At 56.1% G+C, this 17,228-nt stretch carries 14 protein-coding genes; 11 read left to right on the top strand and 3 right to left on the bottom strand.

What is annotated here, in order from left to right:
* The first annotated feature begins 4 nt into the window (after nucleotides 1–4).
* The 9 genes from HCX89_RS01310 (at nucleotide 5) to fhuF (ending at nucleotide 11,015) form a co-directional block, all read left to right on the top strand.
* Complete coding sequence (locus tag HCX89_RS01310; protein WP_167714795.1) at nucleotides 5–1,351, top strand: lysine N(6)-hydroxylase/L-ornithine N(5)-oxygenase family protein; 1,347 nt, start codon at nucleotides 5–7, stop codon at nucleotides 1,349–1,351.
* Nucleotides 1,351–1,968, top strand: a complete 618-nt coding sequence (locus HCX89_RS01315; RefSeq protein WP_167387638.1) for a GNAT family N-acetyltransferase — start codon at nucleotides 1,351–1,353, stop codon at nucleotides 1,966–1,968. Before HCX89_RS01310 ends, HCX89_RS01315 begins: the two co-directional genes overlap by 1 nt.
* Complete coding sequence (locus HCX89_RS01320; protein WP_167714797.1) at nucleotides 1,965–3,857, top strand: IucA/IucC family siderophore biosynthesis protein; 1,893 nt, start codon at nucleotides 1,965–1,967, stop codon at nucleotides 3,855–3,857. Before HCX89_RS01315 ends, HCX89_RS01320 begins: the two co-directional genes overlap by 4 nt.
* A gap of 143 nt (nucleotides 3,858–4,000) precedes the next feature.
* Nucleotides 4,001–6,049: a TonB-dependent siderophore receptor gene (locus HCX89_RS01325; RefSeq protein WP_254428346.1), complete on the top strand. Its 2,049-nt coding sequence runs from the start codon at nucleotides 4,001–4,003 to the stop codon at nucleotides 6,047–6,049.
* Between the two features lie 65 nt (nucleotides 6,050–6,114).
* Nucleotides 6,115–7,215, top strand: coding sequence for an iron-siderophore ABC transporter substrate-binding protein (locus tag HCX89_RS01330; protein ID WP_167714800.1), 1,101 nt, complete (start codon nucleotides 6,115–6,117; stop codon nucleotides 7,213–7,215).
* Nucleotides 7,212–8,261, top strand: a complete 1,050-nt coding sequence (locus HCX89_RS01335) for an iron ABC transporter permease (RefSeq protein WP_167714802.1) — start codon at nucleotides 7,212–7,214, stop codon at nucleotides 8,259–8,261. The genes HCX89_RS01330 and HCX89_RS01335 overlap by 4 nt, the downstream gene beginning before the upstream one ends.
* A complete protein-coding gene (locus HCX89_RS01340) occupies nucleotides 8,258–9,319 on the top strand; it encodes an iron chelate uptake ABC transporter family permease subunit (RefSeq protein WP_167714804.1) in 1,062 nt (353 codons plus the stop codon). Before HCX89_RS01335 ends, HCX89_RS01340 begins: the two co-directional genes overlap by 4 nt.
* On the top strand, nucleotides 9,316–10,197 hold the full coding sequence (locus tag HCX89_RS01345; protein WP_167714806.1) for an ABC transporter ATP-binding protein: 882 nt from the start codon (nucleotides 9,316–9,318) through the stop codon (nucleotides 10,195–10,197). The genes HCX89_RS01340 and HCX89_RS01345 overlap by 4 nt, the downstream gene beginning before the upstream one ends.
* Nucleotides 10,188–11,015, top strand: a complete 828-nt coding sequence (gene fhuF, locus HCX89_RS01350; RefSeq protein WP_167714808.1) for a siderophore-iron reductase FhuF — start codon at nucleotides 10,188–10,190, stop codon at nucleotides 11,013–11,015. The genes HCX89_RS01345 and fhuF overlap by 10 nt, the downstream gene beginning before the upstream one ends.
* A 151-nt stretch (nucleotides 11,016–11,166) precedes the next feature.
* Here fhuF and HCX89_RS01355 read toward each other — a convergent pair whose 3' ends face one another.
* A complete protein-coding gene (locus HCX89_RS01355) occupies nucleotides 11,167–13,080 on the bottom strand; it encodes a TonB-dependent receptor (RefSeq protein WP_167714810.1) in 1,914 nt (637 codons plus the stop codon).
* A gap of 235 nt (nucleotides 13,081–13,315) precedes the next feature.
* Between HCX89_RS01355 and HCX89_RS01360 the strand changes: the two genes are divergently transcribed.
* Nucleotides 13,316–14,386, top strand: a complete 1,071-nt coding sequence (locus HCX89_RS01360) for an alpha/beta hydrolase (protein WP_167714812.1) — start codon at nucleotides 13,316–13,318, stop codon at nucleotides 14,384–14,386.
* A 562-nt stretch (nucleotides 14,387–14,948) separates the two neighbouring features.
* Nucleotides 14,949–15,173: a hypothetical protein gene (locus HCX89_RS01365; protein ID WP_025886758.1), complete on the top strand. Its 225-nt coding sequence runs from the start codon at nucleotides 14,949–14,951 to the stop codon at nucleotides 15,171–15,173.
* Here HCX89_RS01365 and HCX89_RS01370 read toward each other — a convergent pair.
* Nucleotides 15,167–16,093: a class I SAM-dependent methyltransferase gene (locus tag HCX89_RS01370; RefSeq protein WP_167714814.1), complete on the bottom strand. Its 927-nt coding sequence runs from the start codon at nucleotides 16,091–16,093 to the stop codon at nucleotides 15,167–15,169. The genes HCX89_RS01365 and HCX89_RS01370 overlap by 7 nt on opposite strands.
* Nucleotides 16,094–16,120: 27 nt before the next feature.
* Nucleotides 16,121–17,200 carry an AI-2E family transporter gene (locus tag HCX89_RS01375; RefSeq protein ID WP_167714816.1) on the bottom strand — a complete coding sequence of 360 codons (1,080 nt, stop codon included), beginning with the start codon at nucleotides 17,198–17,200 and terminating at the stop codon, nucleotides 16,121–16,123.
* Nucleotides 17,201–17,228: the final 28 nt, after the last annotated feature.

The following is a 17,228-nucleotide window of genomic DNA, read 5'->3' on the forward strand; positions in this document are numbered from 1 at the left end:
ACTGATGCAAACCAAAGTCTACGATATCCTGGGCATAGGGATAGGCCCCTTTAACCTGAGCCTGGCGGCCCTGGCCGAGCCGCTTGACGGTCTTGAGTGTCTGTTTGTCGATGCCGGCGCCGGTTTCGACTGGCATCCCGGCATGTTGCTGGAATCGTCCAGATTGCAGACCCCTGTCATGTCGGATCTGGTGACCATGGCCGATCCCACCAGCCGCTACAGCTATTTGAACTTCGCCAAACAAACCGGCCGACTCTACAGCTTCTATATTCGCGAAAGCTTCTTCCTGCCGCGGCAGGAATATAATCTCTACTGCCAATGGGTCTGCGCCGAGCTGAGTAACCTTAAATTCAATTTCAAGGTCACTCGGGTCAGTTTCGATGCCGAAACCGACACCTATCTGGTCAAGGGACTGGACAGAGTCAGTGGCCAAGAGCAGAGCCTGCGCGCCCGTCACCTGGTGCTGGGAACCGGTACCCAGCCCTGGATGCCCCACTTCTGCCCCGGCGCCGACAAGCGGGTACTGCACTCGGCCAACTATCTGCACCGTAAACAGGCGCTGCAGAGCCAAAATGACATCACCATAGTCGGCAGTGGCCAGAGCGCGGCAGAGATCTTCGAAGATCTGCTGCTGGATATCGACAAATACGGTTATCGCCTGCGCTGGCTCACCCGCTCGCCAAGATTCTTCCCGCTTGAGTACACCAAGCTGACACTGGAGATGACCTCGCCGGAATATATCGACTATTTCCACGCCCTGCCCGAGGCGCAGCGTCGCGAACTTATCGGCTCACAGAAGAGCCTCTATAAGGGGATCAACGCCGATCTGATCAACAGCATCTATGATCTGCTTTACCAAAAACGCCTGCACTGTGACTTTGATGTACAGCTGCTGACCAACACGGCACTGCAAAGCGTTCACAGCGACGGACAGCAACTGCTGCTGGGTTGCAGACATACAGAGCTTGAACAGGAGTTCGAGCTGACCAGTTCGGCACTGGTGATGGCCACCGGCTACTGCTACCGATTGCCGGACTTTCTCGAGCCGCTCCACTCGCAGCTGCTGTTCGATCAAAAGGGCGAGCCAGATGTCCAGCGTCATTATCACATAGACAAGGCCGGACGAATTTTTGTTCAGAACCTGGGACTGCACACCCACGGGCTGTGTTCGCCGGATCTGGGAATGGGCTGCTATCGCAACGCCACCATATTGCGGCAGATCCTGGGCAAAGCACCTTACGAGATAGAGCAGCAAATTGCCTTCCAGAGCTTTGGTATTCCCAAGCAAGACGCCAGTGCGCCCAAACGCCGGCAAAGCAGCAATCAAGCTCTGCAGCGGGAGGCCAGCTGATGGCCTCTCAAACAGCAGTTAATCCGGCTGCGGACACAGCCGGCTTCAGCGCCAGATACGGCTTTGCGCCGGACAAGCGCCTCAAGGTCAACGACTTTGATTTTTGTGCCTATCGGGAAAGCGAGCACTTTGACACCCTGAGCGACTGGCTCGGCCGCGACTATGCCGCCTTCTGGGGTATGCAATCCTTAACGCCCACCGAGCGCCGCGTTGAGCTCGCCCCCACTGCAGATAAGTTTGGCCTGATGGCCTATCGCGACGCAGAGCCTGTGCTCTATACCGAGCTGTACGATCCCCGCTTTGATGAAGTGGGCCAACACTTTGACTGCCAGCACGGCGATTGCGGCATGCATTTGCTGCTGGCTCCTCCCACTAAGCCGCAGCGCGGTTTCAGCCGCCAGGCTATCACTGCTGTGGTGTCTCTGATACTGCAGCATCTGGGCTTTGCCCGCCTGGTGGTAGAGCCGGATATCAACAACCAAAAGATTCACCCGCTGAACCGTGCGGTAGGCATCTGCTACAGCCACGCCATTCAACTCGAAAACAAACAAGCCATGCTGGGTTTTTGCACCCTGCCTGGTTTCAGTGCCGCACTGGCAACAGGAGCCACACAATGACAGCATCCATTATCGAACAGACCCGTCTCAGCCATCTGACGCCTGCTATCTGGAATCAGGCGAGCCGCCATCTGCTGGCGAAAATTCTCAGTGAATTCAGTCATGAAAAGCTAATAGCGCCAGAGCTGTTATTGCCAGCAGAGGCAGAGCAAGAGGCCTGTTGGCAGCTCAAGCTGGATACCCGGGATGGTCAGCTCTGCTACCGCTTCAGCGGTCGCCGTTATCAGCTGGATCACCTGCAGATAGCGCCGGATTCCATCGAGTGTTTCAAAGATGGCGAGCAGCAACAGCCGGACGCCATGCTGTTTATCATCGCCCTCAAGGAGAGACTCGGCATAAGCGATGCATTGCTGCCCACTTATCTTGAAGAGATCACCAGCACCCTCTACAGCAAAGCCTTCAAACTTCTGTGGCAGGCAAAGCCGGTGCAGGAGCTGGTGGATTGCGACTATCAGCAGATAGAAGCGGCCATGACCGAAGGCCACCCTGTGTTTGTCGCCAACAACGGCCGCATAGGTTTTGATGTTGATGACTGGCGGGCCTTTACGCCGGAGAGCGGCCAACCGTTGCAACTCGAGTGGCTGGCGGTCAGCAGTGAACATACCAGCCTGGCGCTGATAGCCGGGCTCGACTATCGCCAACTGCTGCAAGATGAGTTGGGCGATGCTTTGTTGCTCAGATTTGAGCAGAAGATCCGGCAACAGGGCAAAAACCCGGACGATTATTTTCTGATGCCCGTTCATCCATGGCAGTGGCGCGAAAAGATCAGCCGCATATTTGCCGCCGATCTGGCCCGTGACCGCCTCATTCACCTGGGACAAGGCCGTGATGAATATCAGGTGCAGCAATCCATCCGCACCTTCTTCAACCTGAGCCAACCCAAGCGCTGTTACGTGAAGACGGCGCTGTCGATTCTCAATATGGGCTTTATGCGGGGTTTATCGCCCTACTACATGAGCCGCACCCCGGAGATCAATGCCTTTGTCGCCGAGCTTATCGACAGCGACCCTTTCTTTGCCAATCAAAGATTTGTGCTGCTCAGGGAAATCGCCGCCATAGGCTATCACCACAGATACTATGAGCAGGCGCTGGAGAAAGACACCCCCTACAAGAAGATGCTCTCGGCACTGTGGCGTGAAAGCCCTTATGCTCTCAGCTTCCAGGGCGAGCCTTTGGTAAAACCCGGACAGCAACTGATGACCCTGGCGGCCCTGCTGCACCAGGACAATCAGCAGCAGAGCCTGCTGGCGGCGCTTATCGAGGCTTCCCCCCTGAGTGCCCACGACTGGATGAGCCGGCTGCTGGATCTTTACCTTACCCCCTTGCTGCACGCCTTCTTTGCCTACGATCTAGTGTTTATGCCCCATGGCGAGAACCTTATTCTGGTGCTGGATGACAAGGTGCCTGTCACCATATTGATGAAGGACATAGGCGAAGAAGTCGCAATTCTCAACGGCAGTGCGCCGCTGCCGGGACGGGTGGCGCAACTGGCGGTCTCGCTCGAAGAGGAGATGAAGCTCAACTACATACTGCTGGATATTTTCGACTGCATCTTCCGCTTTATGGCGCCGCTGCTCGATAGCCACACCAGCCTGAGTGAACAGGGGTTCTGGAGCCTGGTGGCCGGAAAGGTACGTGATTATCAGGCTTGCCACCCCCAGTTTGCCGATAAGTATCGCCGCTACGATCTGTTCCAGCCGACCTTTGTCCGCACCTGCCTGAACCGGATCCAGCTCAACAACAACCAGCAGATGATAGATCTCGAAGACAGGGAGAAGAACCTGCGCTTTGCCGGCGATATCGACAATCCGCTGCACCCCTTTGCCGCCAGCCACAGCTTTGGCGTGACACCCACCCAGGCCGAGTGTCTTGCAGACCCGGCCTTGTAAACCTTCCAGGAAGTAACAGGAAAATGGACACAAATATGCAAACCCTTAATGGCTTCAGGCCGACCCCCATCGCCCTTCTCTGTTCTGTGCTATTGAGCGCCCCGGTGTTCGCTGCCGACAAGAGCGAAACACAGGAGAAAGAGATGGAGGTACTGACAGTGGTCGGTGCCAAGAGCCAGCCCATGAGCTACAAGGCAAGTGACATGAGCACGGCCACCGGCATGAAGCTCTCGTTTCTCGAGACGCCGCAGTCTGTCACAGCCGTCACCGCCAAGGCCATTGAAGATCAGCAGCTCAACTCTGTCATAGATGTTATGACCAGTGTCGCCGGGATCAACGCCCGCCCCTCGGACAACGACAGATACTCCATCAGCGCCCGCGGGATCTCGGTCAGCAGCATTCTCTATGATGGCGTGGCAACCACCTATGACACCCGCTTCAACTATGGCGATAACCTGATGGACAGCGCCCTATACGAGCGCATTGAAGTGGTGCGCGGCGCCACCGGCTTGATGCTGGGTGCCGGTAGCCCTTCTGCCGCCATCAATTTGGTGCGAAAACGGCCCACTGCCGAGTTTCAGGGCAGCGTCAGCCTGAGCAGCGGCTCCTGGGACATGCTGCGCGGCGTGGTCGATCTCTCCGGCGGCCTCAATCAGGATGCCAGCATCCGTGGCCGGGTGGTGCTGGCCTATCAGGACAGGGAGAACTGGCAACACAGATATGAGCAGCAGCGGCAAACCCTGTATGGCATCCTGGAAGCGGATCTGGGGACCAATACTCTGCTGACCCTGGGCAGTGATTTCCAGCATACCAGGCCGGAAGGCACCATGTCCGGCGGCTTGCCGCTGTTTGACAGTGACGGCAACCGCACCAATTACGACCGTCATGTATCCACCGCCCCCAGTTGGGCCTCCGCCAAGACAGATGCGCTCAACGGCTTCGTGACTCTGGAGCACCACTTCAACCCAGATTGGAGCCTAAAAGGCAGCTATATCTATGGTGACAACAGCCTGGAGTTTGATGTGCTCTGGCCCATGAAAAATCCGGATCCCGTCACCAATGAGGGCATGGTCCCCGGCTCTTTGGCCTTTATCGACGGCAGTCGCACCCAGCACACTTTTGATCTCAAGCTGTCCGGCAACTTCAATGCCTTTGGCCGTAACCACCAACTGGTGGCCGGCGCCAATCAACAAAAACAGGATTTTGCCAACCCCTACTATGGCGCACTCGGCGCCAGGCCACCTCTGGGAGACTTCCGCCAACCCGGCTTTGATTACCCAAAGCCGCAATGGAGCGATAAGGTGCTTTACGGCTCCTGGGGTGAAACCAAGCAACAGTCTGTCTATGTCGCTTCCCAGCTTGAGCTGACCGATGCCCTGTCCATGGTGCTCGGTGGCCGCCTGGATAACTGGGAGACAGATCAGGATAACTTTGGTGCCAAACATGACTATAAGGTCGATGGTGAGTTCACCGGCTACCTGGGGCTGACCTATGCCCTGAGCGACGAATATGCCCTGTATGCCAACTACACGGATATTTTTACTCCGCAAAATAAGGTTCAGGCCGATGGCCGTTACCTGGACCCCATCAAGGGCAGCAACTATGAGGCCGGGATCAAAGCCAGCCTGTTCGATGAGGCGCTGGACTTGTCACTGGCCGCCTTTGAGATCCGTCAGGACAATGTCGGTGAGCGAACCGGCGAAAGCCTGCCCAACAGCACTATCCCTATTTATCTCAGTGTCGACGGCACCAAGACTCGCGGCTTTGAGTTTGAGGTCAACGGCTCCATCAATGACAACTGGGATCTTTACCTGGGCTACACCCAGTTTGATACCGAAGATCCCAAAGGGCAAAAGATCAACACCACCAACCCGGAGCGGCAACTCAAGCTCTTTACCACTTATGAATTCGATGGCTGGCTTCACGGATTGCAGCTGGGCGCCGGGGTCAACTGGCAGAGCCGCATCTATAGCCAAGTCTCAAAACCGGACGGGAAAAAAGTTGAAGTGGAACAAGGCAGCTACGCCCTGGTGAAGTTGATGGCGAGATACAAGTTCAATGAACAGTTGAGCCTGAGGGCCAATCTGGATAACGCGCTCGACAAGAGTTATTACAGCCAGCTCGGCTTCTATGACCAATACCAGTACGGCGCGCCGCGTAACTTCAGCGTCACCCTGGACTACCGTTTCTGAGCCGCGTTATGCCGTGAAACTACCCATAATAAGGAGCGCCCCGCACTGCGGGGCGAATAACAAGTATGTTGTGTGAAGCAAGGCGCCTGTTGGCGCTTATCGTGTTTCTGAGCCTGGGGCTGGCGGGCTGTTATGACCCTCAGCAAACCAAAGCCCAAACACCGCCGCAAGACGGTTATCCGGTTTGCATTACCACGGCCCACGGGACCAGCTGTATCGAGTCGCCGCCCAAGCGAGTGGTGACCCTGGGAGCCGGAGCCGAAGACTGGACCCTATCCTTAGGGGTTGTCCCCATCGCCATTGAACCCCATTACTGGGGCGGCGATGCAGAGGGTTATCTACCCTGGTTTCGCCAGGCATTGGAAGCGCAAGAGCTGCCGCTGCCCGCCATCATCAGCAGTTACCCCGAGCTGGATGTGGAGCGATTATTGGCGTTGAAACCGGATCTTATTCTGGCGCCCCAGTCCGGTATCACCCGCGAAAGCTTTTTGCAGCTGAGCGCTCTGGCCCCCGTCATCGCCTATCCGGACAAACCCTGGCTGACACCGGTTAAGCAGCAGGTGGAACTGATAGCCAAGGCGCTCGGTAAAGAAGTGCAGGCCGAAGCGCTTTTGAAACAGCAACGGGCCTATATCGCCCGAGTCGCCGCCGAAAATCCTGAGTTCAATGGCGTGCGCCTGGCCTATATCAATGCCGCCAGTCGAGTTGGCAATCTCTCGGTTTATGTCACAGGCGATCCCAGAGTGGATCTGCTGTTGGCGCTGGGGTTTGTATTGCCGCCACAACTTTCCGGGCTCAATGCCAGCCGAGGCCACTTCGCCGCCCACATAGGACTGGAGCGCGCCGACATGCTGGACGATGCCGAGCTGCTGCTCAGCTGGTACAGCTCGGACAAGGCCAGAGCCGAGGTAGAAGCCATGGCGGTTATCCGTCGTCTGCCCGCCATGCGCCGCGGTCGGTATCTGGCAATAACCGACCCGGCGCTGGTGATGGCCAGCTCCTACGGCTCGCTGCTAAGCGTTAAATGGGCTATTCCCAAGCTGGTGCCGCAACTGCAACAAACCCTGGCAGAGCAAAAAGAAAACCCTCGCCAATACCGGCATCAAGACACACAGACAGACGCAGATACAGGCGCGCCATCGAATAAAAATTGGAGGCCGGGATGACACACCCAAAAATCTTTCTGCAACCTGCCGCTACCCAGTCCCAGAACCGTCTTGGACGTAACGCGGTAACCCTGCTTGGGCTGCTGACGATACTGGCGCTGCTGGTATTGGCCAACCTGCTCTTTGGCGCCCGCACACTACCGCTGACTATGCTGGGCAAGCTCTGGCAACCGGCCGCAGACGATCATCTGTCGCTGGTGTTACAGGCAAGGCTGCCAAGATTGCTGTGCGGCATGTTGGCCGGCATGGCATTGGCAATGGCCGGTTGCGTTATCCAGGCGCTGTGCCGCAACCCCTTGGCGGATCCCGGCCTGCTCGGCGTCAATGCCGGCGCCAGCGCTTCTCTGGTCACTCTGGGGCTATGGAGCGCAACAGCGGGTTTGAGTCTCTTCTGGCAGGCCTTGCCCGGAGCGCTGCTGGCCAGCGCCTTGGTGTATATGATGTCCAGGGCGCAGCAATCCCAGGGGCAATCCGCGGCGGTCAGGCTGATCCTGGCCGGCGCCGCCATCAGCGCCGTGCTCGGGGCCTATGTCCAGGCCAGAGTGTTGCTGAACCCGCAGCTATTTGATGGTTTCAGGTATTGGATGGCGGGCTCCCTGTCCGGGTTGGGCTGGCCGAAGTTTCATGCGCTCTGGCCCTATCTGCTGCCCGCCGCGGTACTCTTGTGGCTGCTGGCGCCGGCGCTGAATCTGATGCTGCTGGATAATCATACCGCCAAGGCGCTCGGTGCCTCACAGGGCTGGCAGGGGCTGCTCGCCTGGCTGGGTGCCACCTTGCTGTGCGCCACAGCCACCGCCATTGTCGGCCCGCTGGCCTTTGTCGGCCTGGCCAGTGCCCATCTGGCCAGGCGTTATCTGACGCTCAATTTCCGCCTGCTATTACCGGGAGCCGCTTTGATAGGCGGCGCCATGGTGTTATTGGCAGATCTGTTGGCGCGGGTATTGATGCCGCCGGCCGAGCTGCTGACCGGTATCATGGTCGCCCTGCTGGGAGCGCCGTTTCTGTACCTGATGGCCCGAGGGCAAAACCTGAAGGAGGCGTCATGAAACACACCCGTTTTCCTATCTGGCGATGGGGCCCGATAACCTTAAGAGCCCCCTCATCCAGCGCCACAGGGGCCGCCTTGCTGGCCGTAGTCCTGCTTGGCGCTGCACTGCTACTTAGCCTGATGCTGGGACATCAGGGCCTGGCACCGGTGAGCCTTGCCAAGGCCTTGTTTGCCGAAGCCTCCGACTATGAAAACTGGCTTTTGTGGCAATCACGCCTGCCAAGGGCCCTGTGCGCCCTCGGCGCCGGCATGGCGCTGGGACTCTCCGGCGCCGTGTTTCAAAGCCTTAGCCGTAACCCGCTGGGAAGCCCGGATATTCTCGGGGTCAATGCCGGCGCCAGTGCCGGCGCCGTCCTCTGGTTATTATGGCTGCCGGAACTGCCATTGCTGCCCGGCGCCCTCTTGGGCACTGGGGTTGTGCTCCTGCTGTTTTTCGCAGGGCTCGGACGCCAATGGCAGTTTTCCCGCAATCTGGTGTTGATGGGCATCGCCATCAACGCCTTTGCCATCGCCCTGGTGCAGTTTGTGCTGACACTGGTGCAAAGAGAGCAGGCGCAGCAGATGCTGGGGTATCTGTCCGGCAGTCTGGCACACCGCACCTGGGGTGATGTGCTGCTGATAACCTCAGTGTTACTGCTGGCGCTGCCCGCTCTGTTGCTGCTCTCCCGCCGTCTGTCACTGCTGGCTTTGGGCCAGGAACTGGCTCAGGCGCTTGGCAACCCGGTGCGCCAAAGCCAAACACTGGCGCTGCTGTTTGCCACCTTACTGGCGCTGGGCGCCGTACTCTGCGCCGGCCCGGTAGCCTTCGTCGCCTTGGTGGCGCCGCATCTGGCCCGCTTTGGCAATCGTCAATTGGCACTGCTGCGCTCGGCGCTGATAGGCGCACTGTTGCTGCTCGGGGCCGACACTCTTACCTTATTGCTGCCGGGCAACCAAAGGCTGCCGGTGGGCGTATTGACCGCCCTCATCGGCGGCGCCTATCTGGCGCTGCTGTTGAGCCGCGAAATCCGGGGACAACCGCAACTGGCCAAGGGACTGAAAGGAGAAAGATCATGACCCAATACCCTGACTATGACATAGCCCTCAGTGGGCATGAGCTTTATCTCGAGTACGGCCAGCGGCCCATCATAAGCGCCATGAACCTGGCCATCCCCAAGGGTAAGCTGACGGTGATCCTTGGCCCCAATGGTTGTGGCAAGTCGACCCTGCTCAAGTGTTTAAGCCAAGTACTGCCGCCCACACGCGGCCAGGTCATCTTGGGTCACACCCCCTTGGCGCAGTTGAGCAACAAGGCCAGAGCCAGGGAGCTGGCACTACTGGTGCAAAAGCCTGAATTACCGGAAGGAATAGATGTGCAGGAGCTGGTCAGTCGCGGCCGCTACCCTCATCAGAGCCTGTGGCACCAATGGTCAGAGCAAGATGAGCTGGCGGTTGCCCAAGCCCTGGCTGCCACAGGGTTAACCACACTGGCACAAAGGCCGGTGGCCGAGCTCTCAGGCGGCCAGCAACAGCGAGTCTGGCTGGCGATGGTATTGGCGCAGCAAACCGACTTGCTGCTGCTCGATGAACCCACCTCGTTTCTCGATATCCGCGCCCAGCTGGCAGTACTCGACTTTTGCCGGGCGTTGGTGGATCAGGGCCGCACCTTGGTATTGGTGCTGCACGACATCAACCAGGCTCTGCGCTACGGCGATCACTTGCTGTTGATGCGTGATGGCAAGTTGATTGCCGGCGGCGCGCCTGAGTCACTGTTGACCGAGGCCCTGCTGGAACAGGTGTTCGATATCAATGCCAGCATAATCACAGATCCCGAGGCCAACTGCCCGATGATTATCCCCAGACCCAGACCCAGAGTAAAGCCCAGAGCCGCCGGGCACCATGGCGGGGAAGATTCGAGCAACAATGCCACCGGAGGACTGCCATCATGGGAATGAGTATTGCCAGCGAGCTCAACCAACTATTGGCACAAAAAGCCGCCTTCTATGGCGAGCACTTCAAAGCCATAGAGAGTCTGGAGCAGTTACCCCAAGAAGCCATCAGCTTGAACTCAGTCTTGAGCCAGGCACATTACCCGGCGCTGCTGCAACAATTTGCCCTGAGTTATCAAGCCAAGGTGTCCACAACTTGTGCCACAAAGCCCGAGATAGACGCCCGGGCACTGCACTCCATGTGGAGCCAGTGGTTTTTCGGTCTGCAACTGCCACCCCTGCTGCTGTGGTTGTTTGCCAGTCAGCCCGGCAGCGCACTTAACCGCGCCATTGCGGCTGCAGCTTGCAGTGGCAACTGGTACCTTGAACCTTTTGATAACGGCCGGGCGGAAACCTTCTATCTGCTGCTTGATGCAGATGTCAGCCATCCGGCTCCCGCCGGGCAACTTGCCAGTTGGGAAAGCTTACTCGAGCAGTTGCTCATTCCCATTGTCGAGCGCCTGGCAGAGCTGGGCCCAGTGCCATCAAAGCTGCATTTCAGCCATCAAGCCTATATTGTGCATTGGTATCTGGGTGAGTTGTCACTGCCCGTCAGTTGGCGTAGGCAATTGATAAGAGAGATGTTCGAGCAAGCTGAGCTGCAGCCACGGATTGATATTGCACCGATTGCCCATCCGTTTTGGCGAAAGCTAAGGCTCAAGCAGCAGCGAAGCCCGCGTATCGCCTGTTGCCTGCGGCACAAGCTTCCCTGCACCCAAATGTGCGCCGATTGCCCGCTGGATAAAGATGGCCACAAAGGCAAAGGGCAAAAGGCCTGCGGTTAGGTTACGGCTCAATGCCTTTTGGTGGTTATCACCTGAGCCTTTCGATGGAGAAATAAAATGTTGGCCAAAAGAAAAGCAGCGACAAGTCGCTGCTTTTCTTATTGCAATCCTGGCTATTTAAAGGATTCAGGCCGGGAGTAAGCCCAGACGCTTAGAGGCTCAGGCTGACACCGACAAAGAAGGCACGGCCTTGCAGTATCATATCGCTGTTGGTGTCTTCCTCGGCCGGTTGCTCGTCGGTAAAGTTGGTTACCCCTGCGCGTAGTTTCAGGTGATCGTTCACCCGATAACTGCTGCCGATATCGAAGCGGCTGTAGCCATCCTGACGCACGGCACTGCTATCCAAATATGAACCGAAATAGTTACCGGCAACATACAGCTGCCAATCGTCGGTGAGATACCAATCCAATTGCACATTGGCACTCTGGCGTGGACGACCAGTGAGTTCATCACCGTCACCTGTCTCGGTATCGAGATAACTGTAGTTTGCCTTGAGGCCGAGATCCGCCGTGATATCCACGCTGGCGGTCAGCTCTACCCCTTGCAAAGTCACCTTGGATTCGTTGTAGTAAGTACGGGTTGGGCTGGAACCATCCCAAGCCGAAACCGTGATCAGATCTTCCACCTTGTTATGGAACAAGGTTGCAGACAGCTCATAGGAAGGCTGACTCCACAAGGCTGCCAGCTCATAGTTGACACTGGTTTCGGGCTCAAGATCCGCATTGCCCACTACAGTACAAGCGCCGCGGCAACTGACTGAAGAGAAAGTCGGAGATGATTCAAACAGTGCCGGAGCCCTGAATGCCGTACCGACACCACCTTTGAGCACCAATGCATCAGAGGCACGGTAAACCAGATACGCCCTGGGGCTGAAATGGCTGCCGTACTTTTCGTTGTCTTCGTAGCGGCCGCCGAGGGTCAGGGTGAAATCATCCAGGAAATCGAACTGATCCTGAATAAACAGCGAGTATTGTTCAACACTGTCACCACCGGTAAGCGGATATTGCACAGGATCGTCGACTTCAGTTTCAAAGTACTCGGCGCCGACTGTCCAGTCCTGCTGCCACAGGTTAAAGAAGGCTGAGCCTCTGAAGGTAGTGTTTTTCTCTTCGATGTCGCGTCCCAAAGGGGGCTGCAGCGAATAGCGGCTGTTGTAGTCGTAGATATCCGACTTTTCCAGGTTGGCCAAAAGCTCGGTGCCACCCCAGCTCCACTCGCCTCTGTGAGTCAGAGCAAAGGTGTTGCGCTCTATCTTCTGCTCGCGCTTTGAATTGGCAGCAAAGGTGGTCAAGGGCACCTTGTCATTATCGTATTGATAATCCAAGTCCAGCGATTGATTGTCTGCCAGCTGCCAGGTGAGCGAGCCATAGAGCTTGCGGGTCTTGCGCTCTTCTATGGTGTCCTGATCCGGGGTCAGTTCGGGCATCAGCCAGGCGTCCTGCTCGGCCACCTCTGCGGTGAACATCAGCCCCAGATTATCTGTGAGTTTGCCCGAGCCAAACAGGTTGGTACGACTGCGATCGCCACCCTCGCCGTCCTGCATCCAACTGTACTCGCTGTCGAGTACCAGTTGCCAGTCATCATCTGGCGCCTTGGTGATCACGTTGATGACCCCGCCAACCGCATCTGAACCATAGAGAGCCGACATCGGGCCGCGAACAATCTCCACCCGGGAGATGGCGTCGATGGGGATAGCGGTCAAGTCAAAGTTACCGCCGCGCCACAGACCATTGGAAGAAGAAACCCGCTTGCCGTTGATCAACATCAGTACATAGTCTTCATCCATACCACGGATATAGATGCTGTTTCGACCCGAGTCGTTGGTCACCACATTCACGCCGACGCTGTTTCTCAGCACATCCCCCAGATCTTTGACCGGCATCAACTTAATCGCTTCGGCATCGATCACCGAGATTGAGGCAGGCGCAGTGCTGAGTTGCTGATCCTTGGCACTGGCGGTAACGACCATATGCTCCATTTCACCTTCATCTGCCTGGGTATAACCACTGACAGCCATGGCGACCAGGCTCAAGGTAAGCAGTTTGCGGCACTTATCCAGTTTCATTCTATTCCCCCGATTATCGCGGCGACAATTGCGCCTTGTAAGTTATTGCTCTTGAGTAAATCCAGGTAAAGCCCCTGGTTCCATGGCGCGAAAAAGTAGCATAATCTTTACAACATAGGAATGATATTGGTTATCATTTACAATGTAATAATGCGAATGTGAGCCAGGCCACTCAAAAGCCCATCAGGGCTGAATTTCAAGCTGAAAATGTCACCTTTACCGAGTAAAAATTTCCATGAAAAAATCACTGTTTATCCCTCTGACGCTATTGTTAGGTCTGCTGGTAGGCTGCAGCGCCCAAAGCCTGGATAAAGAAGCCGCCGGGAAACAACAGCGACTGACGCTGAACTCCAACATATTGGGAGAATCGCGGGAAGTATTACTGCGCCTTCCCAAACACTGGGATGCCAGGCACAGCAAGAGCTTTGCCCGATATGTAATCCTGGATGCCGAGCAGCAGTTTGAGCATCTTGCGCCCATGCTGGACTATCTGGCTTCCGGGGTTAATCCTGCGATACCTGAAGGCGTCATAGTCGGCATCATCAACCGTAACCGTATTCGGGACTTCACTCCGGTGAAACTGGAAACACTACCCAGTGGTAGACCCGCAGGGCCGCTTTATCAGCAATCGGGCAATGCCGGCGCTTTTCTCGACTTTCTCGACCAGGAACTTAACCCCTGGCTGAATACCAGGCTTGGGCAGCCCGGCCCTACTGTGCTTATCGGTCACTCTTTTGGGGGCTTGTTGGCACTGGAGGCGCTGCGCCGACAACAGCCTATGTTCAATGCTTACCTGGTGCTGGATGCCAGTCTCTGGTACGACAGCCCGACTTATGCCGATGAGCTCGAACAGGCACTCACTCAGGGCCAGCTAACAGGCAAGCCCCTGTACATGGCGATAAGTAACCAGGCCACCACCCCCGGACTTGGCCGCAATGACTACCACAAACAGCGAAATCTGGCGCTGGCCAAACATCTGTCGGTGCTGCCGTCTCAGCAACTTATATTTCACAGCGAGTTCTTCAGTGACGAAGATCATCACTCCCTGCCTCACATAGGTGTCTATCAAGGTATTCGCTGGCTGATGCACTCGCAACAGTTGGATATATTCGCCGAGGATTTCAGCGTGACTGAAGTGGTCAGTCGCTTCAAGCACTTGAGCGAGAGCCAGGGTATTGAAATCAAGCCTCAGTATCATGCACTCAAAGGCTTGCAGCGCCAGGCACAAAGACAAAAGCTTGCTCAACAGCAGCGGATATTGACCCAACTTATCGAGCATTATTACCCCGGCTTCACCCTCGAATGACTCATCCGTAATTCAATGGCAACAAAAAAAGCGGCAACCCTGAGGTTGCCGCTTTTTCAAGATTTGAGCTGCCTGGCTGAGGCTTAATCCAAAAACGCTTCTTCGTCTTTCTCTACCGGAAGTGATTCAATCACTTCATCCTGCAGTTGGTAGTAAGCATCTTGGTACTCATGAATTTCCATAACAACTCCAGTCTATTCTGTAGGGTACAGGGCGTATCTTTTTCTTGGATTCCTGTTAAGTTCAGGTTCCGACGACACTTTATGCCCGATTCCGGCTTTTCGGAGCCTTAGGTGTTTCCCCTAAGGCGGCGCCAGTATAACAGGGCTCGAGAAGGAATTACAGAAAACTTTCACTTTCGTTACCCTAAGCTGGTGAAATCACCTTAAAAAGCTCAAATATCCACCGGTTATGTAGGAAGTACTGAAAGACTTTCAGTTTGATATGCCCCTGGGTTCTGAGGCGAAATTTTTTAAACACATTGGGTCTAGCGGCGGGCGCTGCAACTGCTATTGCTTAAAGGAGGCCTCCCCGGCCCGTAAATCAGCAAGAGGACGACGCCATGAATCATATTGTCGACTTTGAAGCACGAACCCTCGCCACCCTGCTGGCCAGTGGCGATATATTGGGAATGCGCATGTTTATGGAAAGGATGCAGATGCCCTTGGATGTCCAGGACAGGCTATTGCACCAGGCATCCGGCTTGAGCAGTTTTGATGTCGAAGGCATAGCCGCCCTGTTGGAAGAAGGCGGCCAATCCCTGATCTCTGAACGCCTCAGTTATTGAGTATCCGAGTCCGGTTCTCCCTCATAGCGATACAGCAACACCTTCAATGCCCTGTCAGGATCCCGGTCTGCAAAGGCCGGTGGGTTATCCAGCTGTTTGACAAACTCAAGTTCTGGTGCGGCGTCACTGACCTGGCTCTGCAAAAACGCTCTGTCCAGCTCAGGCGCATTGAGACAGAGCAACAGCTCGGCGCCCGGGTTCAAGAGTTGCGGCAGATGACGCAGCAATCGCAGATAGTCTTTGGTTGCCACAAAGCTGCCCTTTTGGTTGCTGGGCGGATCGACAATCAGCAAGTCATAGGGCCCGAGTTTTTTAAGTTTGCCCCAGGACTTGAAGATATCATGCCCCAGAAAGCGGGCGCCGGCAGTAAGCCCATTGAGCAAATGGTTTTGCTTGCCGATGCCGAGCGCCCCCTTACTCATATCCATATTGACCACCTCATCGGCGCCGCCCTTGAGGGCCGCCACCGAAAACGCACAGGTATAGGCAAACAGATTCAGTACTTTCCGCTGAGCACTGTTGGCCATCACCCACTCGCGGCCGTTTCGCATGTCCAGGAACAAACCATGATTCTGGCCCCGTAACAGATGCAATTGATAACGGCAGCCAAGCTCGCTGGCCAGATGTGGCTCGGGTATCTCGCCGGCAATGAGCTCGGTGCGGGTCTGCCCGGCGGCGCGGTATTGATAGACAAGATTCAGGGCCAGCCCCAAGGCTTGCCAGCGTAATTGCAGACGCTCGGTAACCAGCGCCAGCTCTTCCGGCGTCAGTGGTTTAAAGGCGGTCAGCAACACCACAGGCTCAAACCAATCCAAGCATAAGTGCTCGCTGCCTGGATAACGGCCACCGCGACCATGAAACAAACGGCCACACTCATCGCCTGGTATCAGGTCTGTGATGGCTTCCAAAAATAACTGCATGAAATCCTCAACCTCTTATTTCTGCCTTTATTCGGCATCGGATGCCGCTTCTTTATCGGCATTTTCCCGCACGGCAATACTGGCATCGTCCGAGAGCAAGATTGCCAGCCAACTGCCACTCTGGCTCGATTCCAGAGCTATCTTGACTATCATGGTGAGCGGCACGGACAGCAACATGCCGACCGAGCCCAAGAGCCAGCCCCAGAAGATCAACGACAGGAATACCACCAGGGTGGACAGCCCGAGGCCGCGCCCCATGAATCTGGGTTCTACCAGATTGCCCATTACCATATTGGTTGCCAGATACAGGGCGGCAACCCCGCCGGCACCCGCTGTGCCCAACTGCACAAAGGCCAGCAGCACAGCCGGGATGGCGGCGATGATAGAACCGATATTGGGAATATAGTTAAACAAAAAAGCCACTACGCCCCAGAGCAACGCATAATCCACCCCCATCAGCGCCAGACCGACACCAACAATAACACCGGTTGCCAGGCTGACCAGGGTCTTGATCACCATGTATTGGTTCACTGATTGCAAGAAGCGCTCAATCTGGGATAAACGCATCTCGGGGTCATCCAGCGCCAGATGCACCTTGCGCGGCAAAGATTGTGCCTCAAACAGCATAAAGACTATGGTCAGCACTATCAGAAACAGGTTGGCCATGACATTACCCACGCCGGAAAGCGTATTGGTGGTCAAAGACAAGGCCATGCCGGGGTCCAGATAGGCCAGCACCTTCACTTTGGAGATGTGAATATTCAGCTCCTTGAGCTTATCCAATATCCAGGCAAATTGCTCCACCAACTGCGCCCGGTATTGAGGCAATTGCTGGGAAAACTCATTGATGGAACTGCCCACCACAGAGGCCAGCCAAAGCCCAAGTAACAAAATGATCGCCACCAACACAAATACAGCCAGGGCTCGGGGCACGCGGTAACGACTCAAGGCATTGATGGCCGGGCTGCAGATAACCGCAATAAAGGCTGACAACACAAAAGGCACCACTATGGCGCTGGCGGCCTTAATTCCCGCCAGCACTATGACCAGGCAGGCCATGACAGCAAATCCTTTCAGCGCCATGGACGGACGATAGGCTGATGACATAATTGAAATTCCTTGTTGATCTCTGTCA

This window comes from Shewanella sp. Iso12, assembly GCF_012030025.1.
In the GTDB taxonomy this organism is placed as follows: domain Bacteria; phylum Pseudomonadota; class Gammaproteobacteria; order Enterobacterales; family Shewanellaceae; genus Shewanella; species Shewanella algae.